The organism is Ideonella livida (genome assembly GCF_010499455.1).
In the GTDB taxonomy this organism is placed as follows: Bacteria; Pseudomonadota; Gammaproteobacteria; order Burkholderiales; family Burkholderiaceae_C; genus Ideonella; species Ideonella livida.
Window position 1 is genome coordinate 135,235 of record NZ_JAAGOH010000002.1, and the last position, 24,610, is coordinate 159,844.

General features: G+C 70.4%; 21 protein-coding genes. 6 read left to right on the forward strand and 15 right to left on the reverse strand.

Going from position 1 to position 24,610, the window contains the following annotated elements; translation table 11 throughout:
- Positions 1 to 69 precede the first annotated feature (69 nt).
- Positions 70 to 717 carry a pyridoxamine 5'-phosphate oxidase gene (gene pdxH / locus G3A44_RS02590; protein ID WP_163455931.1) on the forward strand — a complete coding sequence of 216 codons (648 nt, stop codon included), beginning with the start codon at positions 70 to 72 and terminating at the stop codon, positions 715 to 717.
- A gap of 43 nt (positions 718 to 760) precedes the next feature.
- Here pdxH and G3A44_RS02595 read toward each other — a convergent pair whose 3' ends face one another.
- A complete protein-coding gene (locus G3A44_RS02595) occupies positions 761 to 1,696 on the reverse strand; it encodes a histone deacetylase family protein (RefSeq protein ID WP_163455932.1) in 936 nt (311 codons plus the stop codon).
- 57 nt (positions 1,697 to 1,753) lie between these two features.
- Here G3A44_RS02595 and G3A44_RS02600 point away from each other — a divergent pair, with 57 nt between their 5' ends.
- From G3A44_RS02600 to G3A44_RS02610, 3 genes are read left to right on the forward strand one after another with little or no spacing between them, the layout of a single operon-like run.
- Complete coding sequence (locus G3A44_RS02600; RefSeq protein ID WP_163456085.1) at positions 1,754 to 2,680, forward strand: AAA family ATPase; 927 nt, start codon at positions 1,754 to 1,756, stop codon at positions 2,678 to 2,680.
- A gap of 19 nt (positions 2,681 to 2,699) precedes the next feature.
- Positions 2,700 to 3,674 carry a DUF58 domain-containing protein gene (locus G3A44_RS02605; RefSeq protein WP_163455933.1) on the forward strand — a complete coding sequence of 325 codons (975 nt, stop codon included), beginning with the start codon at positions 2,700 to 2,702 and terminating at the stop codon, positions 3,672 to 3,674.
- Entirely contained in the window at positions 3,674 to 5,827 is a 2,154-nt protein-coding gene (locus G3A44_RS02610) for a transglutaminase TgpA family protein (RefSeq protein ID WP_163455934.1), read from the forward strand. The genes G3A44_RS02605 and G3A44_RS02610 overlap by 1 nt, the downstream gene beginning before the upstream one ends.
- Here the strand turns inward: G3A44_RS02610 and G3A44_RS02615 are convergent.
- From G3A44_RS02615 to smc, 3 genes are all read right to left on the reverse strand, one after another.
- The gene (locus G3A44_RS02615; RefSeq protein WP_163455935.1) at positions 5,806 to 6,459 is read right to left on the reverse strand and encodes a c-type cytochrome; all 654 of its coding nucleotides are present in this window, start codon (positions 6,457 to 6,459) and stop codon (positions 5,806 to 5,808) included. The two genes, G3A44_RS02610 and G3A44_RS02615, sit on opposite strands and share 22 nt — an antisense overlap.
- 178 nt (positions 6,460 to 6,637) lie before the next feature.
- Positions 6,638 to 7,711, reverse strand: a complete 1,074-nt coding sequence (locus G3A44_RS02620) for a cell division protein ZipA C-terminal FtsZ-binding domain-containing protein (protein WP_163455936.1) — start codon at positions 7,709 to 7,711, stop codon at positions 6,638 to 6,640.
- Positions 7,712 to 7,755: 44 nt separating this feature from the next.
- Positions 7,756 to 11,289 carry a chromosome segregation protein SMC gene (gene smc / locus G3A44_RS02625; protein WP_163455937.1) on the reverse strand — a complete coding sequence of 1,178 codons (3,534 nt, stop codon included), beginning with the start codon at positions 11,287 to 11,289 and terminating at the stop codon, positions 7,756 to 7,758.
- Positions 11,290 to 11,606: 317 nt separating this feature from the next.
- On the opposite strand from smc, the gene queF reads away from it, so the two are divergent.
- Positions 11,607 to 12,032, forward strand: a complete 426-nt coding sequence (gene queF / locus G3A44_RS02630) for a preQ(1) synthase (protein WP_163456086.1) — start codon at positions 11,607 to 11,609, stop codon at positions 12,030 to 12,032.
- A 22-nt stretch (positions 12,033 to 12,054) separates the two neighbouring features.
- The gene (locus G3A44_RS02635; protein ID WP_239061662.1) at positions 12,055 to 12,579 is read left to right on the forward strand and encodes an SET domain-containing protein; all 525 of its coding nucleotides are present in this window, start codon (positions 12,055 to 12,057) and stop codon (positions 12,577 to 12,579) included.
- A gap of 24 nt (positions 12,580 to 12,603) precedes the next feature.
- Here the strand turns inward: G3A44_RS02635 and G3A44_RS02640 are convergent, their stop codons facing one another.
- The 11 genes from G3A44_RS02640 to G3A44_RS02690 all read right to left on the reverse strand — a co-directional run bounded on the left by G3A44_RS02640 (position 12,604) and on the right by G3A44_RS02690 (position 24,519).
- Positions 12,604 to 13,392 carry an SDR family oxidoreductase gene (locus G3A44_RS02640; protein ID WP_163455938.1) on the reverse strand — a complete coding sequence of 263 codons (789 nt, stop codon included), beginning with the start codon at positions 13,390 to 13,392 and terminating at the stop codon, positions 12,604 to 12,606.
- Positions 13,393 to 13,433: 41 nt separating this feature from the next.
- Positions 13,434 to 14,345: a DMT family transporter gene (locus G3A44_RS02645; RefSeq protein ID WP_163455939.1), complete on the reverse strand. Its 912-nt coding sequence runs from the start codon at positions 14,343 to 14,345 to the stop codon at positions 13,434 to 13,436.
- Between the two features lie 68 nt (positions 14,346 to 14,413).
- Positions 14,414 to 16,051: an MFS transporter gene (locus G3A44_RS02650; RefSeq protein WP_163455940.1), complete on the reverse strand. Its 1,638-nt coding sequence runs from the start codon at positions 16,049 to 16,051 to the stop codon at positions 14,414 to 14,416.
- Positions 16,052 to 16,189: 138 nt separating this feature from the next.
- A complete protein-coding gene (locus tag G3A44_RS02655) occupies positions 16,190 to 17,704 on the reverse strand; it encodes a tripartite tricarboxylate transporter permease (protein WP_163455941.1) in 1,515 nt (504 codons plus the stop codon).
- A 13-nt stretch (positions 17,705 to 17,717) separates the two neighbouring features.
- Positions 17,718 to 18,191, reverse strand: a complete 474-nt coding sequence (locus G3A44_RS02660) for a tripartite tricarboxylate transporter TctB family protein (RefSeq protein ID WP_163455942.1) — start codon at positions 18,189 to 18,191, stop codon at positions 17,718 to 17,720.
- 104 nt (positions 18,192 to 18,295) lie between these two features.
- The gene (locus tag G3A44_RS02665; protein WP_163455943.1) at positions 18,296 to 20,233 is read right to left on the reverse strand and encodes a GspE/PulE family protein; all 1,938 of its coding nucleotides are present in this window, start codon (positions 20,231 to 20,233) and stop codon (positions 18,296 to 18,298) included.
- Positions 20,230 to 20,979 carry a spermine/spermidine synthase domain-containing protein gene (locus tag G3A44_RS02670; protein ID WP_163456088.1) on the reverse strand — a complete coding sequence of 250 codons (750 nt, stop codon included), beginning with the start codon at positions 20,977 to 20,979 and terminating at the stop codon, positions 20,230 to 20,232. The genes G3A44_RS02665 and G3A44_RS02670 overlap by 4 nt, the downstream gene beginning before the upstream one ends.
- A 106-nt stretch (positions 20,980 to 21,085) precedes the next feature.
- On the reverse strand, positions 21,086 to 21,640 hold the full coding sequence (locus G3A44_RS02675; RefSeq protein ID WP_375138618.1) for a DNA-deoxyinosine glycosylase: 555 nt from the start codon (positions 21,638 to 21,640) through the stop codon (positions 21,086 to 21,088).
- A gap of 5 nt (positions 21,641 to 21,645) precedes the next feature.
- Positions 21,646 to 22,506, reverse strand: coding sequence for a TatD family hydrolase (locus tag G3A44_RS02680; RefSeq protein WP_163455944.1), 861 nt, complete (start codon positions 22,504 to 22,506; stop codon positions 21,646 to 21,648).
- A gap of 41 nt (positions 22,507 to 22,547) precedes the next feature.
- Complete coding sequence (lolD, locus tag G3A44_RS02685; RefSeq protein ID WP_163455945.1) at positions 22,548 to 23,252, reverse strand: lipoprotein-releasing ABC transporter ATP-binding protein LolD; 705 nt, start codon at positions 23,250 to 23,252, stop codon at positions 22,548 to 22,550.
- Positions 23,245 to 24,519 carry a lipoprotein-releasing ABC transporter permease subunit gene (locus G3A44_RS02690; protein ID WP_163455946.1) on the reverse strand — a complete coding sequence of 425 codons (1,275 nt, stop codon included), beginning with the start codon at positions 24,517 to 24,519 and terminating at the stop codon, positions 23,245 to 23,247. Before G3A44_RS02690 ends, lolD begins: the two co-directional genes overlap by 8 nt.
- Between the last annotated feature and the right edge of the window lie 91 nt (positions 24,520 to 24,610).

Below are 24,610 nucleotides of genomic sequence, written 5' to 3' on the forward strand. Positions count from 1 at the left end.
CCGGGTTACACCCTGGCGCAACCCCGTATTGGCGATGGGCCGCCAAGGCCCACGGCCTACACTGGCGCCATGAGCAAACTGTCCGAAGACATCGCCCACCTGCGCAAGAGTTATGAGCGCGCCGAGCTGGACGAGAGCCAGTCCCAAAGCGCCCCGCTGCAGCAGTTTGACCAGTGGATGACCGAAGCCCTGGCCGCCCAGGTGCCGGAGCCCAATGCCATGACACTGGCCACCGTGGGGCCGCAGGGCCGGCCGTCCACGCGCATCGTGCTGGTCAAGGGTTACGACGAGCGTGGTCTGGTCTGGTACACCAACTACGACAGCCGCAAGGGCCGGGAACTGGCGGACAACGCCTTTGCCGCCTTGCAGTTCCACTGGGTGGAGCTGGAGCGGGTGGTGCGGGTGGAAGGCCGCGTGGAGAAGGTGAGCGCCGAGGAGTCCGACGCCTACTACCGCTCCCGTCCGCTGGATTCTCGGCTGGGGGCCTGGGCATCGCCGCAAAGCCAGGTGATCTCGTCGCGCGCCGTGCTGGTGGCCAATGCGGCCAAAGCGGCCGCGCAGCATGGCCTGAACCCGGATCGCCCGCCACATTGGGGCGGCTACCGCCTGGTGCCTGAGCAGTGGGAGTTCTGGCAGGGACGCAAGTCCCGTCTGCATGACCGGCTGAGTTACCGCCTGCAGGATGGTGCTTGGCTGCGCGAACGGCTGGCGCCCTGAGTGCCGGGTGGGCGGCCCAGGGGCCGCCCCGCCGCGCCGGCGCTCAGACGTCGGCCAGCGCGCGCAGGTGAGCCGCCACGCTGCGCGCCAGGGAGCTGAGCGAGTAGCCCCCTTCCAGGCAGGAGACGATGCGGCCGCCGCAGTGGCGGTCGGCCACGTCCTTGAGGCGGCGGGTGATCCACTCGTAGTCCGCCTCCACCAAGCCAAGCTGGCCCAGCTCGTCCTCACGGTGGGCATCAAAACCGGCCGAGATGAAGAGCATCTGGGGCTTGAAGGCTTCCAGCGCGGGCATCCAGTTGGCCTCGATCAGCTCCCGGATCTCGCCGCCCCGGGTGTAGGCCGGGATGGGCAGGTTGACCATGTTGGCGCCCAGCGGCACACCGCCGCTGAAGGGGTAGAGCTGGTCTTGGAAGAAGCTCACCATCAGGATGCGCTCGTCGCCGGCCACGATGTCCTCGGTGCCGTTGCCGTGGTGAACATCGAAATCAACGATGGCCACCCGCTCCAGGCCGCGCACGTCCAGCGCGTGGCGGGCGGCGATGGCGATGTTGTTGAAAAAGCAGAACCCCATGGTCTGCGACCGTGTGGCGTGGTGGCCAGGCGGGCGGATGGCGCAAAAGGCGTTCTCGGCCCCGCCGTCCAGCACCAGATCGGTGGCGGCCACCGCGGCACCGGCCGAGCGCAGCGCCGCCTGCCAAGTGTGCGGGCAGACCAGGGTGTCGGGGTCCAGGGCCTTGTGCTCGCCGGTCTCCACCGCCTGCTTCATGAACTCGTCAAGCTCCAGCAGGTAGCCCTCGGAGTGGGCCAGCATCAGGTCGGCGTGGCGGGCCAGTGGCGGCTCAAACCGGGTCAGGGCAATGTCCAGGCCGGTGGCCAGCAGGTGGTCCTCGATGGCGTCCAGCCGCTGCGGGCATTCCGGGTGACCGGGCCCCATGTCATGGCGGCGGCAGTCAGGATGGGTGAAGAAGGCTGTGGTCATTGGTCTTGTCGCGCCAGCGCGTTGTCTCCGCACAAGTTGAGCTATCGTGGCCTGATGATGGAAGCATCGCTGCAAGCTCGATTGACTCAACTCAAGAGTCAGATTAACACGATCATTGTTGGGAAACCGCGTCAGGTCCAGGACTGCCTGGCCTGCCTGCTGGCAGGGGGACACCTGCTGATCGAGGACGTGCCGGGTGTGGGCAAGACCACCTTGGCGCAGGCCCTGGCGCGGTCCCTGGGGCTGGCCTTCAGCCGGGTGCAGTTCACCTCCGACCTGCTGCCGGGCGACCTGCTGGGCGTGTCCATCTTTGACCGCCAGCGCGAGACCTTCCAGTTCCAGCCCGGGCCGGTCTTCACCCAGGTGCTGCTGGCCGACGAGATCAACCGCGCCGGGCCCAAGACCCAGAGCGCCCTGCTGGAGGCGATGGAGGAGCACCAGGTCTCGGTGGATGGGCAAACCCGCCCGCTGCCGCGCCCGTTCTTTGTCATCGCCACTCAAAACCCGGATGAACAGCTGGGCACCTACCCGCTGCCGGAGAGCCAGCTCGACCGCTTCCTGATGTGCCTGTCCCTGGGCTATCCGGATCAGGCTGCCGAGCGGGCGCTGCTGACCGGACAGGACCGCCGCCAGGCGCTGGCCCAGTTGCCGGCGGTGATGACCCCGGCCGAGTTGGTGCAGGCGATGGAGGCGGTGCAGCGGGTACGGGTGGCCGAACCGCTGCTGGACTACCTGCAGGCGCTGATCGCGGCCACCCGCAGCGGCCGCTGGTTCGTGGAAGGCCTCTCGCCGCGGGCCGGCATCGCCGTGCTGCGGCTGGCGCGCGCCGCCGCCTTGCTGGAGGGCCGCGACCATGTGCGGCCCGACGACCTGCAGGCCATCCTGCCGCAGGCCGTGGCACACCGCCTGCGCCCGGTGCCCGGTGCCGGCCGTGGTCGGCTGGAACAGGTGCGGGCCATGATCGATGCCACCCCGCTGCCCTGACACCTGAGATCCCGACGACGTGAAGACCCCCGAGGGACTGCGCCAGCGCTGGCAGGCCTGGTGGACAGCGCGCCACCCGCGCACCGAAACCTGGCGGCTGCAGCAGCGCAACATTTACATCGTGCCCACCCGGGCCGGCCTGGCCTTTGCCGCCACCCTGATGTTGTTGCTGGTGGCGTCTATCAACTACCAGCTCAACCTGGGCTACGCCCTGACGTTTCTGCTGGCGGGCGCGGGGCTGGCCTCCATCCACCTGACCCACGGCAACCTGCGCGGGCTGCAGTTGCACCTCAAGCCGGTGCGGCCGGTCTTTGCCGGAGAGCTGGCGCAGTTGGAGGTGGTGCTGGACAACCCGGGCAACGCCCGCCCCGGCCTGAACCTGGGTCCCGCTGACCTGGACCTGCAGGCGCACCCCACCTGGAGCTGCGCCGACCCCGGCGGCCAGACCACCGTGGTCCTGGGCGTGCAGGCGCCGGTGCGCGGCCGCCACCCTTTGCCGGCCCTGCGCCTGGAAACGCGCTACCCCTTCGGCCTGTTCCGGGCCTGGACCGTGTGGCGCCCGGCCGGTGAGCTGCGGGTGCACCCACGCCCCGAGCACCCCTGCCCGCCCCTGCCGGCGCCTGAAGGGCCTTCGGGGCGCCAAGGGGCCGCCGTCGGTGCCGGCCTGCACGGAGAACTCGATGAGCTGCGGGCCTGGCGCCCCGGCGATCCCCCGCGGCGCGTGGTGTGGAAGAAGTGGGCCCGCGGCGGCGAGCTGGTCAGCCGCGATGCGAGCCCGCAGCTGCCCCACCACCTGTGGCTGGACTGGACCCAGACCCGCCAGGCCGGCGATGGCGAGCGCCGCCTGTCCCGCGTGGTGGGCTGGATCCTGCTGTGCGAACAGCGCCAACAACCCTGGGGCCTGCGCCTGCCTGGCCTGCGCCTGCCCCCCGGACTGGGGGCCCTGCGCCAAGCCGAGGCACTGGACCTGCTGTGCGACTGGGAGCCGCGCTGATGAACGCCTTGAATGCGCTGCGGGGCAGGCTGGCCGCCCCCACCGCCCCGGCCCCCGCCCCGGTCCTCGCCCCGGTCGGTGCCGCCGCCGCCTCGCGGGAAACGCGCGACACCTGGTTCATGCTGGGCGTCATCGCCTGGACGGTGGCCCCGCTGCTGCTGCGCCTGCCGGCCTGGGTGGGGGTGTTGTGCGCCACGGTACTGGCCTGGCGCGGCTGGCTGGCCTGGCGCCTGGCCCCCCTGCCCGGACGCTGGACGGTGCTGGCGGTGCTGGTGCTGACCGCCGGCCTGACCTGGTGGACCGAGCGCACCCTGCTGGGCAAACAGGCCGGGGTGATGCTGCTGGTGGTGCTGATGTCCCTCAAGACCCTGGAACTGCGCGCCCGGCGCGACGCCCTGGTGGTCTTCTTCCTGGGCTTCTTCCTCATCCTCACCCAGTTCCTGTACTCCCAGAACCTGCTGACCGCACTGGGCATGCTGGGCGGGGTGTGGGGCTGGCTGACGGCCCTGACGCTGGCGCACATGCCCTCCGGACGGCCGCCGCTGCGGGCGGCGGGGGGCCTGGCGCTGCGCGCGGTGGGCCTGGGCCTGCCCGTGATGCTGGCGCTGTTCTTCCTGTTTCCGCGCATCGGCCCCTTGTGGGGCATGCCGGGTGACTCCGGACGCACCGGCCTGTCAGACCGCCTGAGCCTGGGCGAGGTGGCGGAGCTGGCCACCGACGACAGCATCGCCATGCGGCTGCGATTCCCCGATGGTGTGCCGCCGCCGCAGGAGCGCTACTTCCGTGGCCCGGTGCTGGTGCACTACGACGGCCGGCAGTGGCAGGCTCCGCTGTGGATGGGGCGACGTGCCAACGATGCCCCGATCGTCCACCCCCAGGCCATGCCCAATGCCACGCGCTGGCGCTACGAGGTGACGCTGGAGCCGACCCGCATCGCCTGGCTGCCCCTGCCGGAGCAGACGCTGGACACGCCCGAGGGCTTCCCACCGTTGGGGAACTGGCCGGTGCGGCCCGACGGCCTGGGGCAGTGGCGCCTGATCGCCCCCCTGGGCGAGCGCCTGAAGCTCGATGGGGTGGCCTGGAGCGCGGTGCGGCCCCGGCCTGGGCTGGGGGGCATGGGCATCGAGGATGCCTTGCACCTACCGCCGGGCGTGCATCCGCGCACCCAGGCCTGGGCGGAAGACTTTGCCGATGAGCTGCAGGCCGCCCGCGGTGGACGCCGCCCGCTGGAGGCCGGCGAGCTGGTGGTGGCGCTGTTGCGGCACATCCGCAGCCAGTCCTACAGCTACACGCTGGCGCCGCCACCGGCGGTGAGCGACGCGGTGGACGAGTTCTGGCTGGACCAGCGGGCAGGCTTTTGCGAGCACTATGCCGCCGCCACCGTGGTGATTCTGCGCAGCCTGGGCGTGCCCGCCCGGCTGGTGACCGGCTACCAGGGCATGGACCCGCAGCCGGTGGATGGTTACTGGATCGTGCGCCAGAGCCAGGCCCATGCCTGGCTGGAGTACTGGTCGCAGCGGGAGCGGCGCTGGGTGCGGGTGGACCCGACTTCGGCGGTGGCACCCGAGCGGGTCAGCCGCGGCAGTGCGCTGCGGCCACCCGCAGGACTGGTCTCCGGCGCGCTGGATGCCGTCAGCCCCGGCCTGCAGGCCCAGATGCGCCGCTGGCTGGAAGGCATGGACAACCGCTGGAACCAGTGGATCCTGGGCTTTGGTGCGCAGCAGCAACGCAACCTGGCACAGGACCTGGGGCTGGGCCTGAACGACTGGACCGACCTGGTGCGCGGACTGGGGCTGCTGGCCAGCGCGGCCGCGCTGGCTGGCGCCGCCTGGGCCTGGCACCAGCGCCAGCACCAAGCGCCCTGGGCCCGGCTGCAGAGCACGGTCTGTGCGGATCTGGCCGCCCTGCAGGTGCCCGCCCTGCCCAGCCAGAGCGCACGGCAATGGGCGCAACTGCTGCGGGAGCGCTGGGCCACCACGGCACAGGAGCCCCCGGCTGAACTGCGGGCAGCCTTGTTGTGGTTGCTGGCGCTGGACGAGCGGCGCTATGTCCAGTCCCCACCGCCAGGCCCTGCCCACTACCGCCAGGCGCTGCGCCAGTGGCGCCCGCTGGCGCGGGCGCTGCGGGCGGCTCAGCGCAGGCTGGCCAAGTAGGCCGCCAGGCCGGTGATGTCCTCGTTGGACAGGAACTTGGTGTTGGAGGCCATCAGCGGGTCGATGCGCTCACCGGTGCCGTCGCGGTAGCGGGTGATCGACTTGACCAGGTAGCCGCGCTTCTGGCCGGCCACACGCGGGATGCTGCCCTGGCCCATGCCCTCGTTGCCATGGCAGCGGAAGCAGACCTTGGTGAACAGGGTCTTGCCGCGCTGGATGGCGGCGGCGTCATCCACCTGCTGGGCCAGCACCTGCTGCTGGTTGTAGAACAGCACCGCGTCCACCTTCTCGGTGTCGGACATGGCCTTGATCAAGCCCACCATGAACGGGTCACGCCGCTGGCCGGTGGCGAATTTGTTCATCTGCTCCAGCAGGTACTGGCTGCCCTGGCCGGCCAGGGTCGGTGTGTCCGGTGTGGGCGAGTTGCCGTTGGCGCCGTGGCAATTGGCGCAAAAGTTGGCCAGCTTGCGGCCGCGGTTGACGGCGAGTTGCAGCTGGGCCGGATCGGCCTCGACCGCCTTGAGCCGCGCGTCCAGTGGGGCCGTCTCGGCCTGGGCGGCCGTGCCGCCAAACGCCGCCAGGGCCAGCAGGCCCGCCCCCAGGAAGCGCCCGGGTACGCGGCGCAAGGCCATTCCCACCACCATGATGTCTAGCTCCTGTCCGGGCTCCTGGATAGCAGCGCGGACATCGCCCGGAACTGTGCAATGCCTCACGCACAGTCATTATCAAAGTCAGCGGCGACCCTGGTCGTTCGCGAGTTTGACCCAGGGCAAGACTCGGTGGAGTGCCGCGCGGGAAACGGTCGGGCGCTCAGGAGAAGATGCGCCGCGCGGCGGCGGAGCCGGCCGCCAGCTCATGCTCGGCCAGGGTGCGGTAGTGGCGCTCCAGCTCCGCCCCGATGGCACTGAAGGCATGCAGGGTGATCGGATGGCCCAGGTCATCCACCAGCACGGCGTCCAGGTCGTCGGCCAGGCGGCGGGCGATGAGCTGCCAGGTGGCGAAAGGCTCAGCGCCTTCCGGCGTCTGGGGCACGTCCAGGCTCAGCACCAGCTCACGCAGCGCGGTCTGCCCCGGTTCCTCGGCCAGGGCCACTTGCGCGTCGTAGGACAGGGTGAGGATCGGCGGGTCGGTGGCCTGCGCACCAGGCAGCACCAGGCGGCCCGGCATGGGCGTGGCGACAAAACCGTGGCGCGCCGCGCTCTGCAGCACGAAGGAAACCGCCCAGGACACCGAGTTGGAGCGCAGCAGGGCGGTGAGCTGGATGTCGTGCTGCGAGCAGAAACTGTCCAGTTCCCGGCCGCGGGCCACCTCGTCGAGCATGTCCGGGGCGTCCAGCCGGGCGTTGAACTGCTCCACCAGGCCCTGCACCGCCTGGATGAATTCGGAGTACTCGATCTCGTTGAGCGGGCCGTGGCGGTTGACGAGCTGCACTGCAATCTGCACCTCGTCGTAGCGGCGCCCGGCCTGCGGCAACTCCCACTCCGCCGCCTCCGGGGCATGGGCCTCCAGGTGCACCGGCTTGGTCCCGGCCCGGCGGAACTGGGTGGTGATCTGGCGCAGCAGGTCGCCGCTGACGGGCTGCTCAGGGGTGAGGGTCACCACGGCGTCCACCAGCGGGTCGATGCGCACCGAGCGCCGCACGACGGCCGCCCGGGCCGCCTCACCCAGAGGCGGGCACAGGGTGTCGGGGGTGGCCATGTCCCCCAGGCGGGAGTCCAGCAGCGTGGGCTCCAGCCGGTCCATGGGCTGGGTGTCGGCCGCGTCGGCGCCGGCCGCGGTCAAGCGGGCCGCACGCTCGGCGCGCCGCGTGGCCCACCACCATTGCCCCGCCAGGCCCAGCACCACCAGGGCGGCCAATCCGATCAAGCCCGTCGTCAGCGTCATTGCGTGCCTTGTCCTTCAGCCCGGCATGCTGCCATGCCTGCCTGTCATGCGGCTTCCATCATGCCCACCGCGGCTTCCATGTCCACCGCCACAATGCGGGAGACGCCCTGCTCCTGCATGGTGACGCCGATCAGCTGTTCGGCCATCTCCATGGCAATCTTGTTGTGCGAGATGAACAGGAACTGCGTGCCCTTGGTGGACATCTCGGCCACCAGCCGGGCGTAGCGCTCGGTGTTGGCATCGTCCAGGGGCGCGTCCACCTCATCGAGCAGACAGAACGGCGCCGGGTTAAGCATGAAGATGGCAAACACCAACGCAATCGCGGTGAGCGCCTTCTCGCCACCCGACAGCAGGTGGATGGTGGAGTTCTTCTTGCCCGGCGGCTGGGCCATGACCTGCACGCCTGCCTCCAGCACCTCGTCCCCGGTCATGATGAGCCGGGCAGTGCCCCCGCCAAACAGGCTGGGGAACATGCGGCCGAATCCGTCGTTGACCTGGTTGAAGGTACCCATGAGCAGGTCACGGGTCTCCAGGTCGATCTTGGCGATGGCGTTCTCCAGGGTCTGGATGGCATCGGTCAGGTCGGCGTGCTGGGCGTCCAGGAAGGTCTTGCGCTCGCGGGCCGAGGCCAGCTCCTCCAGCGCCGCCAGGTTGACCGCCCCCAGGGCGGCGATGTCACGGTTGATGCGGTCGATCTCGCCCTGCAGGCCCCAGAGCTTGACCTGACCGGCCTCGATGCCGAGACCCAGCGCGTCCATGTCCACCCCGGCGGCGGTGAGCTGCTCCAGGTACTGCGCGCCGCCGAGTTCGGCGGCCTGGCTCTCCAGCTGCAGCCGGGTGATCTGGTCGCGCAAGGGCTGCAGGTCGCGCTCCAGCGCCTGACGCTGCTCGTCGGCGGCGCGCAGCCGCTGGCTGAGCTCGTCAAACTGGGCACGCGCCGCCGCCAGGGCCTGCTCGCGCCGGCCCTGCTCATCCAGCGCGTCCTGCAGGCCGGCCTGCGCGGCGGCATCGTCAAAGCCTTGCAGCTCCTCCTGCAGGCGCACAGCCGCCTGCTGGCTCTGCTGCAGCTGCTGCTGGGCGGTCTCGATGGCCCGGCCCAGCTCGGCGCGTCGGGCCATGAGTGCGCGGGCTTGGTACTGGGCCTCCTGCGCCTGGCGTTCCAGGGTGCGCAGCTGTTCACGGGCCTGGGCCAGCTGGCGCTCGACGCCGATGACGGCATCCTCCAGCTCGGCATGGCGTTCCTGGGTGTCGGCCAGGGACAGGTCCAGTTCCTCAAAGCGGGCCTCGCCGGTGGCGCGCCGCTCCTGCAGCTCATCCATCTGGGCCTGGACCTCAGCCAACTCCTCGTCGAGCTGGCTGCGACGGTTCTGCGCGGCCTGGGCCTGCTGCGACGCCTGCAGCCACTGCACCTGCAGCTGGTGGGCGCGCTGCTGGGCCTCCTGCGCGCCGCGGCGGGCCGCATTGAGGCGGTGGGTGACTTCGGTGCAGGCCGCGTCCACCCGCACCAGGGCGCTGCGCGCGTCTTCGGCCAGCAGGGCCTGGGCGCGGTGGGCGCGGTCAAGGTTCTCGATCTCCTGCTGGCGCGCCAGCAGACCCGCCTGCTCGGAGTCCGGGGCATAGAAAGCCACCGAGAACTGCGAAACGGCATGCCCCTGGGGCGTCATGATCAGCCCGCCATGACGCAGCTGGGCCCGTTGGGCCAGGGCCTCATCGAGCGTGGCGGCGGTATGCACCCCTTCCAGCCAGTCGGCCAGCAGCGCCTGCAGCGCCGTGTCCTGCACCCGCAGCAGCGCACTCAGGCGCGGCAGCCCGGCCAGGGCCGGCGCCGGCGCCGGCGCGGCCGAGGGGGCCTGCCCGGTGGCGTAGAAGGCCAGTTTGGCCGGGGGGGCATCGGCGGCAAAGGCGCGCAGGATGTCCAGCCGACCCACCGGCAGGGCGTTCAGGCGTTCGCGCAGCGCCGCCTCCAATGCCACTTCCCAGCCGTCCTGGATGTGCAGTTGCTGCCAGAGCTGGTGGAGCCCGGTCAGGCCGTGCTTGGCCAGCCAGGGCTGGAGCTTTCCCCCCGTCTGCACCTTCTCCTGCAGGGCGCGCAGGGCCTCCAGCCGGGCGCCCAGCTCGGCCTGGTGGCGACCTTGGGCGTTGGCCTCCTCCTGGGCTTGCCGGCGCTGGGCCTCAAGCAGCGGCGCCTCTTCGCCCAGCAGGTGCAACGCACCCTGGGTCTCCTCCTGGATGGCCTCGGCCTCGGCCAGGTCGTCCTTGAGCTGCTGCAGGCGGCCGGTGTCGGGCGCGGCCAGGCCGCGGCGCTCGGTGCCCAAGCGCTCATGGCGGGTCCGCAGGGCGCGGAGCTGCTCGTCCAGGTGCCGGCTCTCAGCGGCCAGCAGCTGGATCTGCTGCTGCACTTCGGCCACCTTGCCACGCTGGGCGTTGGCGCGCTGCTGCGCCGCACGCAGCTTCTCCTCGACCTGGGGGGCCTCGCCGCTGTGCTCCTCGGCCTGGGCGGCCAGCAGCTCGGCCTGCTCCTCGGCCGCGGCCATCTGGCCGGCGAGGTCTTCCTGCTCGGCCACGGCCTGCTCGGCACGGGCCGCCCACTGGGCCTGCTGGGCCTGCAGCTCGACCAGCCGGGCCTGGGCGCGCTGTCGGCCCTCGACCACGAAGCGGATGCGCTCCTCCAGCCGGCTCACCTCCATCTGCGCCTGCGACAAGTCGGCCTGCCGGGTGTGCAGCAGGTCGGAGGCCTCGTAGTGGCCCTGGCGGATGACCTCCAGCTCAGCCTCCACATGGCGCAGCTCCGCGACCTTGGCCTCCAGGGCGTTGGTGGCTTCGAGGGTGGCCAGGTGCACGCGCTGGCTCTCGGCGGCCGCATCGCGGTGCTTGAGGTACCAGAGCTGATGCAGCTTGAGGGTGCCCTGCTCCTGCAGGTTCTTGTAGCGGGTGGCCACCTCGGCCTGGCGCTCCAGCTTCTCCAGGTTGTGACTCAGCTCGGTGAGGATGTCCTCGACCCGGCTGAGGTTGTCCCGGGTGTCACGCAGGCGCAATTCGGTCTCGCGGCGGCGCTCCTTGTACTTGGAGACGCCGGCGGCCTCCTCCAGGAACAGGCGCAGTTCCTCGGGCTTGCTCTCGATGATGCGGCTGATGGTGCCCTGGCCGATGATGGCGTAGGCCCGCGGCCCCAGGCCGGTGCCCAGGAACACGTCCTGCACATCGCGGCGGCGCACCGCTTGGTTGTTGATGTAGTAGCTGGAGTTGCCGTCACGGGTGAGCACGCGCTTGACGGCGATCTCGGCAAACTGGTTCCAGCTGCCGCCCGCGCGGCCGTCCTCATTGCTGAACACCAGCTCCACGCTGGCCCGGCTGGCGGGTTTGCGGTTGCCCGAGCCGTTGAAGATCACGTCCTGCATGGACTCGCCACGCAACTCGCTGGCCTTGCTCTCGCCCAGCACCCAACGCACGGCGTCCATGATGTTGGACTTGCCGCAGCCGTTGGGGCCGACCACGCCCACCCGCTGCCCCGGCAGCTGGAAGGCGGTGGGATCGGCGAAGGACTTGAAGCCGGAAAGCTTGATCTGGTTGAGCCGCATGGCACCCCAAGGGCGGCGCAGGCCGTCGGCCCGGACCCTCAATGACGAGGCAAGTAATTGATTTGTTTAATGTTTCAGCCACTCCAGCGGCGCCGGAAGGCGGCGGGATGATACCATCCGCCACTTTTTTGACCGGACCTGCCATGGCCACCCGCAAGAAGACCGCCACCCCGGCCGCCGAGGCCGCGGCCCCCACCGCCCAGACCGCCCCCCAGGCAGCGCCCCAGCCGGGCGCCAAGCGGGCCAAGGCCCCGGCTCGCCGGGCCGCCAAGCCTGCCGCCGCCCCCCAGGCCGAGGCCCACCCGACTCAGCGCCCGGTGCCGGTCAACCCGCCCAGCGCCCCCAGCAAGGAACTGCACGTCTTCCCCAATCCGGCGCCGGAGCGGGACTATGTGATCCAGTTCCAGATTCCCGAGTTCACCTGCCACTGCCCGCTGACCGGCCAGCCGGACTTCGCCCACTTCACCATCGACATGGTGGCAAATGAGCTGTGCGTGGAACTCAAGAGCCTCAAGATGTACATGTGGAGCTTCCGTCACGAGGGCGCCTTCCATGAGAAGGTGACCAATGACATCCTGAGCAAGATCGTGGCGGTGACCCAACCGCGCTATGCCCGCATCACCGCCCGTTGGTATGTACGCGGCGGCATCTACACCAACGTGATCGCCGAGCACCGCCAGAAGGGCTGGAAGGGCGACGCCGTGGTGCCCGCCCCCCACCTGCCCCACGCCACCGGCCTGTGACCGTCGCGCGCCCCTGCGTCACATGCCGCGCCTGGCCCCTGCTCCTGTTGCCGCCGCGGCACCCGAGGCGGTGCCCGCCTTCTGCGGCCCTCCGGCGCCGGATGCGGGAGCACGGCTGATGGGGGTGCTCGCCATCCGTCCGCCGTACCAGAAGTACGACGTGGCTGTGCGCCGCAGCCCCATCGACGGCTTTGGTGTGTTCGCCCTGGAGCCGGTGCCCGCCAAGCGCAAGATCGGTGAAGTGCGGGGAGAGACGATCAGCGTGGCCGAGGCCCGGCGCCGGGCCGAGACGCTGGAGCGCATCATGATCGTGGAGGTCAGCTACAAGACCGCCATCGACCTGGCGCAGTCCACCGACCCGATGCGCTTCACCAACCACAGCTGCCAGCCCAATGGCCGGCTGTGCATCCGCGACGGCCGCATCGAGTTTTATGCGCTGCGCGACATCGCCGTGGGCGAGGAAATCACCGTCAACTACGGCGAGACCCACCACGAAGGCCGGCTGACCTGCCAATGCGGGGCGCCGGGCTGCGTGGGCCGTCTCTGACCCCGCGACGCCCCCGCCCGGGGCTCAGAAGGTGCCGGGATAGGCGCCGCCGTCGATGAGCAGGTTCTGCCCGGTGATGTAGCCGGCCTGCGCGCTGCACAGGAAGGCGCAGAAAGCACCGAACTCTTCGGGCTGCCCGAACCGGCCCGCCGGAATGGCCCCCATGCGCTGCGCGCGCAAGGCGGGCAGCGGCTGGCCCGTCTTGGCGGCCGACCCCTCAAAGGTCTTGGCCAGGCGCTCGGTGTCAAAGGCGCCGGGCAACAGGTTGTTGAGGGTGACGTTGCGGCCGGCCAGCTGCGGCTGGCGCGCCAGCCCCGCGATGAAGCCGGTGAGCCCGCTGCGCGCCCCGTTGGACAGGCCCAGGATGTCGATGGGGGCCTTGACCGCACCGGAAGTGATGTTGACCACGCGGCCAAAACCCCGCGCAGCCATGCCGTCCACCGTGGCCTTGATCAGCTCGATGGGTGTGAGCATGTTGGCCTCCAGTGCGGCCAACCAGGCCGCGCGCTCCCACTGCCGGAAGTCACCCGGCGGCGGCCCCCCGGCGTTGTTGACCAGGATGTCCACCTGCGGGCAGGCGGCCAGGGCGGCGGCACGGCCGGCCTCGGTGGTGATGTCTCCGCAGACGGTGCGCACCTCGATGCCGGGATGCTGGCCCCGCAGCGCCTGGGCGGCGGCCTGCAGGGCCGGCTCGCCCCGCGCGGTGATGACGAGATGAACGCCTTCGCGCGCCAGCGCCTGGGCGCAACCCAGGCCCAGGCCCTTGCTGGCGGCGCACACCAGGGCCCAGCGGCCGGCGATGCCCATGTCCATGACGCAGACTCCTTGAGAAGTGGAAAGTGACGGCGCGCCGCTCAGCGCCAGCGCGCCAGCAGCCACACGCCGGTCATCACCAGGGCGGTGCCCACCAGCAGCAGCGCAAAGAAGGGCTCGCCCAGCAGCCACACCCCCAGCAGGATGGTCGAGAGCGGCCCGATCATCCCGATCTGTGCAGTCAGCGCCGAGCCGATGCGCTCGATGGCCATCATCACCGCCAGCACCGGCAACACGGTGCAGGTGATCGCATTGAGCGCGGAAAGCCAGAGCACCGGCTCGGGTACCGCCAGGGCGGTCAGCGGGCGCACCGCCACAAAGTGCAGCAGGCAGAACACGCAGGCCGCCGTGCTGGCCAGGCCGGTCAGGCGCATGGAGCCCAGCCGCTGCACCACCTCACCGCTGCCCAGCAGGTAGATGGAGTAGCTGACCGCGCTGCCGAACACCAGGGCGGCGCCCCAGGCCACATGTCCGCCGGCCAGCTGCCACTCATGGCCGAAGACCAGCATCACCCCGGCGTAGCTCACCGCGGCGGCCGCCCACTGGCGCGGGCTGACATGGCGCTTGAACCACAGCACCGACAGCACCATGACGATGGTCGGGCCGAGGTAGAGGATGAGGCGTTCCAGGCTGGCCGAGATGTACATCAGGCCGTAGAAGTCCAGCATGCTGGCCGCGTAGTAACCGGTGAAGCCCAGGCCGCCCACCGCCAGCGCATCGCGCCGCGTCAGCGGAGGGCGGCCACGTCCAGCCCACCAGGCCAGCAGCAGGAACAGGGGCAGCGCCATCAGCATGCGCCAGGCCACCACGGTGACGGCATCCACCCCGTGGCGGTACATGAGCTTGGCCAGGATGGCCTTGCCGGAGAAGCCGATGGCGCCCAGGGCAGCCAAGGTGATGCCCGGCCAAGCCGGGCCGGCGCCTGGCGTAGCCAGGGCGGAGGTGCGGGTCATCGAAGCACGGTCAAGAGGGATCGGCCCCGCGGCGGCAACCGGCGGGGGCACTGGAGGCGGTGGCGACCTCAGTGGTGGCCATCCTGGGCCACATAGCGGTGCACCGCGGGCGGCTCGGCACCGATGTGGAAGGCCAGCCGCCGGTCACGCAGACCGGCATCGGCCGCGGTGAAGCGTTCATGCCGCCGCTGGTGCTCCACCCAGTTCTCATCGACGAAGTATTCCAGAACCCGGCTGGGATCGGTGGCATCGCGGAACAGGCCCCAGCTCAGCGCCCCTTGGCGCAGGCGGGCACGGCGCGACTCCTGCATGAGGGCCGTGAACGCCTCCAGCCGGCTGGGGTCGATGCGGTACTCCACCGTGACCATGACGGGGCCGTCCTCCGGCTGCACGCCCACCACCGGGGTCTCGGGCACCAGGGGACGCGCAGGCGCCAGGTCCTCCGGGGTGGAGGCGCCGATGGGGCGGCGCCGGTAGACCGCCAGCAGCAGCAAGCCGAAGGCCACCGAGCTGGCCAGCGCCACCCGCAGGCTGCTGTGGCCCGCCACCTGCCCCCACACCGCGGCACCCACCGCGGTGCCGCCCATCAGGCCCATCTGGTAGATGGCCATGCCGCGCGCCCTCACCCAGCCCGGCAACGCCATCTGCGCGGCCACGGTCAAGGTGTTGGCGGTGGAGATCCAGGCCATGCCGGCCACCGCCATGGCCACCAGGGCGACTGCGGGATGCGGGGCGAGCGCCACGGTGAGCGTGGCCAGGCCGTGGGCCAGCGAGCCCCACAACACAAACTGCGGCCCGGTGAAGCGCGCCCGCCAGCGAGGAAACATCATCACCGCAAAGACCGCGCCGGCCCCCTGGCAGGCCAGGAAACCGGTGAACAGGTGTGCCCCGCCGCCGAGCTGCCGGGCGATCAGCGGCAGCAGGGCCATGAGCGCCGCCGTCTGCATGAAGAACAGGAACACCCGCTGCCAGATCAGTCGCATGGGCGGGGACTGCCAGACGTGCTGCAGACCCACCCGCATGGCGCCAATGAAGCGCTCGCCGGGCAGCGCGCTTTGGCGCCGCTGCTGCGAGCGCCAGCGCAGGATCATCACGAAGGCCACCGCCGACAGCAGGGCATTGAGGCCGAACACCCAGCTCTCTCCCGCTGCCGAAAGCAGCGCACCGGCCACGATGGGGCCGATGATGCGCGAGAGGTTCATGGCCACGCCATTGAGCGCCAGCGCCTGACCCAAGTTGGGCTTGCTGACCACGTCGGGCACGATCGCCGCGAACACCGGCCAGCGCAGGGCCAGCCCCACCCCGTTGGTGAAGGTCAGCAGCAGCAGGAGCGGCGCCGTCATGACCCCGGCCAGGCTGACGGCCGCCAGCACCACGGCGTTGAGCCCCACCCACAACTGCGTGGCGGCAAAGTAGCGGCGCCGGTCCAGGATGTCCGCCAGCGCACCACTGGGCAAACCCAGCAGAAACACCGGCAGCGTGGAGGCTGCCTGCACCAGGGCCACCATGGTGGTGCTGGTGGTGAGCGTGGTCATCAGCCAGGCGGCGGCCACGTCATTCATCCACATGCAGATGTTGGCGGCCAGCCAGGCCAGCCAGAGCATGCGGAAGACCGGCTCGGTCAGTGGCGCCAGGGCGGAGGCGCCGGCGGAGGTCTGGGGCCCGGACGTGGCCGGTGCCTGGGGGGGAGGCTCTGGGGTGTTCATCGGAGGGACCCCGTCACCGGGGTGGACGCGAGAATGGACCCGCCATGCAAAAGCCCCGCACGGGGCGGGGCTTTGCGTAGGTCCCCGCCCGCCGCGCACAAGCCGTGGCGGCAGATCGGGGGAGCGGGGGACGCAGGTTCAATCGGCGTCCTGGAAGGCCTCTTGGCGCTTGCTGCTGATGGACGGCAGCATCACCACCACGATCATCAGGGCGGCGGCAATGAGCAGACCCATGGACAGCGGACGGGTCAGGAACGTGGTCCAGTCACCGCGGGACAGCAGCAGGGCGCGGCGCAGGTTCTCTTCCATCATCGGGCCCAGGATGAAACCCAGCAGCAGCGGCGCGGGTTCACAGGCCAGCTTGTAGAACAAGTAGCCCACCACGCCGAAGGCCGCGGCCATGTAGACGTCGAAGTTGTTGTTGTTCAGCGTGTACAGGCCAATGCAGCAGAAGCTCAGGATCGCCGGGAACAGGTGCTTGTAGGGCACGGTCAGCAACTTGATCCAGATGCCGATCAGCGGCAGGTTCAGGATCACCAGGAGCGCATTGCCAATCCACATGGAGGCGATCAGGCCCCAGAACAGTTCCGGGTTGCTGGTCATCACCTGCGGGCCCGGCTGGATGCCCTTGATGGTCATCGCGCCCACCATCAGCGCCATCACCGCGTTGGGCGGGATGCCCAGCGTCAGCATGGGGATGAAGCTGGTCTGCGCGCCGGCGTTGTTGGCCGACTCCGGACCGGCCACGCCGCGGATATTGCCCTGGCCGAACGGCACTTCACCTTCGCGACCCTTGGTCTTCTTCTCGACCGTGTAGGCGGCAAACGAGGCCAGCAGCGCGCCACCACCGGGCAGCACACCCAGGATGGAACCCAGTGCGGTGCCGCGCAGCACGGCCGGGAAGGCGTCCTTCACGTCCTGCTTGGTCGGCCACAGGCCCTTGACGTCCTTGGTGAACACCTCACGGTGCTCGGCCGGGCGGCCCAGGTTGGAGATGATCTCGCCAAAGCCGAACACGCCCATGGCGATGGTGACGAAGCCGATGCCGTCGGTCAGCTCAGCAATGTCGAAGCTGTAGCGCGGCGTGCCGGAGATCACGTCGGTGTTGATCTGACCCAGCAGCAGACCCAGCAGGATCATGGCGATGGCCTTGACCAGCGAGCCCGAGGCCAGCACCACCGCGCCGATCAGGCCCAGGGTCATCAGGCTGAAGTACTCGGCCGGGCCGAACTTGAAGGCCAGCTCGGTCAGGGGCGGCGCGAAGGCGGCGATGATGATCGTGCCCACGCAGCCCGCGAAGAACGAGCCCAGGCCGGCGGCGGCCAGCGCCGCACCAGCGCGACCCTTGCGGGCCATCGAGTAGCCGTCGATGGCGGTCACCACCGAGCTGGACTCACCCGGCACGTTGATCAGGATGGCGGTGGTGGAGCCACCGTACTGCGCGCCGTAGTAGATGCCAGCCAGCATGATCAGGGCCGGGGTGGCATCCAGCGAGTAGATGCTGGGCAGCAGCATGGCGATGGTGGCCACCGGCCCCAGGCCGGGCAGCACGCCGATCAGCGTACCCAGAATGGCACCGCCCAGCGCGTACAGCAGGTTGGTGAGGGTGAAGGCGGTCTGGAAGCCCAGACCCAGGTTGGACAGCAGTTCCATGGAATTCGTCTCCTCAGGCGCCGGTCGCGGTCATGAAGGCCGGCAGCACGGGGATGGTGAGCTTGAGGCCGACGACAAACACCCCATAGGACATGGCGGTCAGCACGACGGCGTTGATGATCGAGCCCTTCCAGGTGTGCTCGTCGCTGGCCAAGCTGGAGACCAGCACCAGCAGCGGCAGCGACACAAGCATGCCGGCGCGCGGCAGCAGGAAGCCGAAGGCGATGACCGAACCGATGATGATGACCAGCGGACGCCAGGCGAAGGCACCGATGGGATCGCCATCCACCGTCTCGACGGTCAGGGCCTTGAAGGTCACGATGGCGCCGAGCACGGCCATCAGGATGCCCAGGCCAAAAGGGAAGTAGCCGGGACCCGGCCGGGCGGACGAACCGAAGCTGTACTCGGTCGCGCCCCAGGCGAATGCCACGCCGATGGCGATGAACATCAGGCCGGACCAGAAGTCCCGCTGACTCTTGATTCTCACGTGTGTCTCCTCGATTCCAGGGTTGCGGCGCATTCTAGGAACCGCCCCCCGGGACTTCGCTGTGGATTACACGTAAGCAGAATCCAGCCCGCGGACCGCCGGCTTCAGGTGATGCCGCCTGGGGCGGCCGGCCCTGAGGCCGTGCCGGTGGCCGGGGCACTGCGCTCCCAGCGCGGGGTGGCGCGCAGCACCTCCTCCAGCGTGGTCTGGCCCTCGGCCACCTTGGCCAGGCCGGCCATGCGCAGCGGCCGCATGCCTTCCTTGACGGCATGGCGGCGCAGACGGGCCAGGTCGAAGGTGGGATGGATGTCGTTCTGCAGCGCCTCGCTCAGGGTCATGAGCTCGTAGAGCGCGGTACGGCCGCGAAAACCCGTCTGACGGCAATCGGGGCAACCCACGGCGCGGTGCGGCCGCATGTGGGGAGACAGGCGCCAGGGCTGAGCCTGGCGCTCCAGCTCCTGGCGCACCGTGTCACTGTCGTCCAGTGTCTTGCAGGTGGGGCACAGGGTACGGGTCAGGCGCTGAGCCAGCACGCCCACCACGGTGGCGGTGATCAGGTAGGGCGGCACGCCCAGGTCGATCAGCCGGGTGATGGAAGACGGTGCGTCATTGGTGTGCAGGGTGCTGAACACCAGGTGGCCGGTGAGCGCGGCTTGGATGGCCATCTCCGCGGTCTCCAGATCGCGGATCTCGCCGACCATGATGATGTCGGGGTCCTGGCGCATCAGGGCGCGCAGACCCTCGGCAAAACCCAGCTCGACCGCGGGCTGCACCTGCGTCTGGTTGAAGCTGGGCTCCACCATCTCGATGGGGTCCTCGACGGTGCAGACGTTGACCTCTTCGGTGGCGAGCTTCTTGAGTGTGGAATAGAGCGTGGTCGTCTTGCCCGAGCCGGTAGGCCCGGTCACCAGGACGATGCCGTGGCTGCGGCCGATGAGCTCGCCCCAGCGCACGGCCTCCTCCACCGAGAAGCCCAGTGCGTCGAAGGGCTTGTTCACCGACTCGGGGTCGAAGATGCGCATCACCACCTTCTCGCCGAAAGCGGTGGGCAGGGTCGACAGCCGCATCTCCACCTCGGCGTTCTCGCCCGGCGCCACCTGGGCGCGGCGGGTCTTGATGCGGCCATCCTGCGGGCGGCGCTTCTCGATCACGTCCATGCGGCCCAGCAGCTTGATGCGGGCGGTCATGGCGGCCATCACCGGGGTGGGCACCTGGTGCACCAGGTGAAGCACCCCGTCGATGCGCAGGCGGATGACGCCCATGTCGCGCCGGGGTTCCAGGTGGATGTCGCTGGCGCGCTGGTCAAAGGCGTACTGCCAGAGCCAGTCGACGATCTGGATGACGCCCTGGTCGTTGGCATCCAGGTTGTCGCGGCCCTTGAGCTCCACCAGCTGCTCGAAGGTGTGGGCAGCGGCCGACTCGTTGGTCTTGCGGGCGTGGCGCACGTTGTGCGCCAGGGCGTAGAAGTCGCCGGTGAAGCGGTGGATCTCGTCGGGTGAGGCCAGGACCAGGCGGATGTGGCGCTTGGTGTGGGCCTCGATCTCCGGCACCCAGGCCACGTCGAAGGGCTCGCAGGTGGCGATGGTGATTTCCTGCACCCCCACATAAACCGGCAGCGAGCGCCGGTTCTCGGCGTAGGCCTGCGACATCACCTCCTGGACCTTGCTGGACTCGACGCGCAGCGGGTCGATCTTCATGCTGCCCAGGCCACAGCGGCCGGCCAGCCACAGCACCAGCCGCTCCATGTTGAGCGGGTCGTGGCTGCGCTGGTCGCGCAGTCCGGCGCCCGCCAGGCGGCTCAGGGGATGCAGGGCCGAGTCGCTATGGCCAAAGCGCTTGGCCAGGCGGTCCGCCTCCTCCACGCTGAGCAGGCCGTCGTCGCGCAGCCACTTCAGCAGGCGCCGCATCTCCAGCCGGCCCTGGTAGCGCGGCCGCCCGCCAGGGGCCGTGGCGGAAGCGGGCGCAGCAGCCGCCGGCGGCGTGGTGGCCGCGCTGAGGGTGACAGAAGCGGCGGCAGGAGGAACGGCGTGGGTGAGGGTCATGGCCCGGCAGGGGAAGTCGCCACAAGGGCGGGGTCCAGCGGTCGGATCATGCGCAGCCACTTGCGGGCTGGCAGACCGAAGCGTTCTTCGATCTTAGCGGCGCGCAGCGCCAGCACCTCACGTTCGGGCAGTGCCGTGTGGCGTGCGGCCACCAGCACGGTGTTGCCTTCCCGGGTGGGCCGCAGGCAGCGCACCTGCTCCAGACCAAAGACCCGGGCCACCCGGCCGGCGGAGCGGGCAAAGCTGCTGCTGCGGCCGAAGAGGTTGACGGTCATCACCCCGTCCTCGTCCAGCACGTCGCGGCAGGCGGCGTAGAAGTCCTCGTCGTCCAGCACCGGCGCGGCGGCCTCATGGTCATAGAGGTCCACGTGCAGCAGCTGGGCCACATGGCGGTTGGCCGGATCGGCGACCCAACGGGCGGCGTCCTGCTGCAGCACCGCCAGGCGGGCATCGTCATCGGGCAGCCGGAACCACAAGCGACAGGCCTGGATGACGCTGGGGTTGAGCTCGACCGCCGTGGTGGGCATGCGCAGCACCTTGTGGCAGAACTTGGTGAGCGCGGCAGCCCCCAGCCCCAGCTGCACCGCCCGGCCCTCGGTGAGGGCCTCGCTGTCGCGCCAGAGCAGACCGGCCATCATGCGCTGGATGTACTCCAGCTCCAGCGCCCAGGGCTCGGCAATGCGCATGGCCCCCTGCACCCAGACCGAATCCAGGTGCAGGTAGCGCACGCCAGCCGCCTCGGACATGGTGGCACCCACCGTCGGCTCGGCGCTGGGCAGGCTATGGGGATCGGGGCGGGTGGCGCGGGGAGGACGGTTCTTGCGGGCAGGTTTCACGGCGCGGTTCAAGGGATCAGGACGGGTCCAGCAGCCCGCAGGCCTGCAGCACCTCGGCCCAGGCGAGGCGTTTGCGCTCGAAGGACCAGCTGGCGTTGGCGGGGCTGGTGGAAGGCAGCCGGTAGACCGGCGGGCCCAGGGTTTCGGTCAGGCGGCGCAGGCGCGCCGATTCCCCGCCATTGTGGGCGATGCCCCGCAGGCCGGGCAGACGCGCCACCAGGCCGGCCAGGTCGTTGGGCACGGCCTCCCGGATGTCGGCGTCCAGGCTGCCCGGCCGACGGCAGTGCGCATAGACGTCCCAAATCGCCAGGCCGCGGGCCACCGCCCGGTCCTGGCGCTGCAGGGGCGGCAGCCCGGTCAGGTCCTCCCCCCACAAGGCGGAAAGCAGCGGCCAGAACTGGTTGCGGGGATGGCCGTAATAGGCTTGTTGCGCCAGGGAGCTTTGCCCCGGAAAGCTGCCCAGCACCAGGAGCCGGCAATGCGGTGCCCACTGCGGCGGCAGGCCGTGGCGCACGGGCACGGGCTCAGGCCCCGCGGCGGCCCCGCCTGGTACCGCCGGGGTGCGAAGCAGGCGGCTCACACCAGCGCCCCCAGCCGCGGCAGCACCCGGCAGGCATTGGCGCCGGTCTGCCGCGCCGTCTCCTCCAGCGTCCAGCCGCGCAACGCGGCCAGGCTGGCGGCAATGCGCGGCAGCTGCGCGGGCTCGTTGCGGCCATGGCCGCTGGAGGCCAGGGCCGGCCCGGCAGTGGACGGCCCCTGGTCGGTGGCGGCCGCGGCCCGCTGGGCGGCGGTACGGTAGAGCCACCACGGGGGAATGTCGGGGGCATCGGTCTCCAGCACCAGGGACTCTGCGGGCAGCTGTGCAGCCTGACGACGGATGTTGAGGGCACGCTCAAAGGTCATGGCCCCGCCAAAGCCCAGGGCCAGACCACGCGCCACGAACCGCCCGGCCTGGGCATCGCTGCCGTTCCAGGCATGGGCGATGCCACCGCACACCGGATGCCGGCCCAGGCCGGCCAGCAAGGCATCGGCCGAGCGGCGCACATGCAGCAGCACCGGCAACCCATGGCGGCGCGCCAGCCGCAGCTGCGCCTCGTAGAAGCGCTGCTGCCGGGCGCGGTCCAGGCCCGGCACGAAGTGGTCCAGCCCGATCTCGCCCACGGCCACCAGGCGCGGGTCGTCGCGGGCCTGCGCCAGGGCCTGGTCCAGCCGGTCCAGGTCCTCCTCCTCGGCCTGGTCCACAAACAAGGGATGCAAGCCCAGGGCATAGGCCAGGCCATGGCGGTGGGCCAGCGCACGCACCGTGCCGAAATGGGCGGCGGCCACCGCTGGCAGCACCATCGCGTGCACGCCGGCGGCACGCGCCCGGGCCACCACGTCGTCCACGTCCGGCGCGAATTCGGGCGCATCCAAGTGGCAATGGGTGTCGATCCACATGCGCGTCCGCCGACGGCCACCCGGGACGCCGGGCGCCTCCTTCAGTCCACCAGCCGCCCGGCCACCATGCGCACCTGGCGCTGGCAGCGGGCGGCCAGGTCGGCGTCATGGGTCACCAGCACGAACGCCACGCCGCGTTCGCGGGCACGCTCCAGCATGAGCTGGAACACCCGGTCGGCGGTGTCGCGGTCCAGGTTGCCGGTGGGCTCATCGGCCAGCACACAGGCGGGCTGGCTGACCAGCGCCCGGGCCAGGGCCACGCGCTGTCGCTCACCACCGGACAGCTCCGAGGGCCGGTGGAGCACACGCGCGGCCAGGCCCACCTCCGCCAGGGCGGCCTGGGCTGCGGCCCGGGCCTGCGCCTCGGGCTCGCGGCGGATGCGCAGCGGCATGGCGACGTTGTCCAGGGCGGTGAATTCCGGCAGCAGGTGGTGGAACTGGTAAACGAAGCCGAGGTGGCGGTTGCGCCAGGCCCCCTGCTCGGCCGCACTCAAGTCGGCAAAGCGCCGGCCTTGCAGCTCCACAGTGCCGCGGGTGGGCGCATCCAATCCCCCCAGCAAGTGCAGCAAGGTGCTCTTGCCGGAGCCGGAGGCCCCCACGATGGCCAGGGTCTCGCCAGCATGAACGGTGAGGTTGACCTCGTGCAGGACAGTGACGTCCAGCGGACCTTCCTGGTAGCGCTTGTGCAGGCCGGTGGCGCGCAGCACCGCGACGCGTGCGGGATCGGGATGGCGGGCGTCACTCATAGCGCAGGGCCTCGGCCGGGTTCACGCGGCTGGCACGCCAGCTGGGATAAAGGGTGGCAGCAAAGGCCAGGGCCACCGAGATGCAGGCAATGGGCACGATGTCGGCCGCCTGCGGATCGCTGGGCATGCGGGTGATCAGGTAGATGCTGCCCGGCAGAAAGGCCACACCCAGCGCCTGCTCAATGGCCGGCACGATGACGTCGATGTGGAAGGCGATGGCCATGCCGCCCAGCACCCCGGCCAGGGTGCCGATCAGACCGCTGGCCGCGCCCTGCACCACGAAGATGGCCATGATGGAGCGCGGGCTGGCGCCCAGGGTGCGCAGGATGGCGATGTCCGCGCGCTTGTCGGTCACCGTCATCACCAGGGTGGACACCAGGTTGAAGGCGGCCACCGCCACGATGAGGGTGAGGATGATGAACATCATGCGCTTCTCGATCTGCACCGCGTCATACCAAGCCGCATTGGTGCGGGTCCAGTCGCGCACCAGCACCTGGGGCGGCAGCTGGCCAGCCAGCTGATCCCCCAGGGCGCGCGCCTGGTGCAGGTCGGCCAGGCGCAGCTGCACGCCCGTGGGCCCACCGGTGCGGAACAGCCGCGCTGCATCGTCGAGATGGATCAGCGCCAGGCTGCTGTCGTACTCATAGTGGCCGACGTTGAACACGCCGGTGACGGTGAACTGCTTGAGCCGGGGCACCACCCCGGCCGGCGTGACCTGGCCACCCGGCGCGATGACGGTGACCGGATCCCCCACCCGGGCACCCAGGGCCCGGGCCAGCTCGCTGCCCAGGATGATCTTCCACTCGCCCGGCTGCAGGCGTTCCAGGCTGCCGTCGGCCTGCAGGCTGCGGGCCAGATCGGTCAAACCCACCTCGGCGCCAGGCTCCACGCCCTTGACGATCACCCCACGCATGACCTCGCCGCGGGCCAGCAACGACTGCTGGGCCACAAAGGGCGCGGCGGCCTGCACCCCCGGGGCCAGGCGGCGCACCTGCGCGGCCAGGGCCGACCAGTCTTCCAGCGCGCCTGCGGCAGCGTCACGCAGCTCCAGATGGGCAATGGCCGAGAGCATGCGGTCGCGCACCTCCTTCTGGAAGCCGTTCATCACGCTCAGCACGATGATGAGCGCTGCCACCCCCAGGCCGATGCCGATGACCGACACCAGGGAGATGAAAGAGATGAAGCCGTTGCGGCGCCCGGCACGGCCGGCGCGGGTGTAGCGCCAACCCACCTGCCACTCAAAGGGCAGGGAGAAACGTGAAGACATGGGCGCGGATGCTACCCGCTCCACCCCATCGGGTTGACCCTGAGGCGGGCCGGGACACCCCGGGCGCCCCTGTGTCAGCCTGTATCACGGC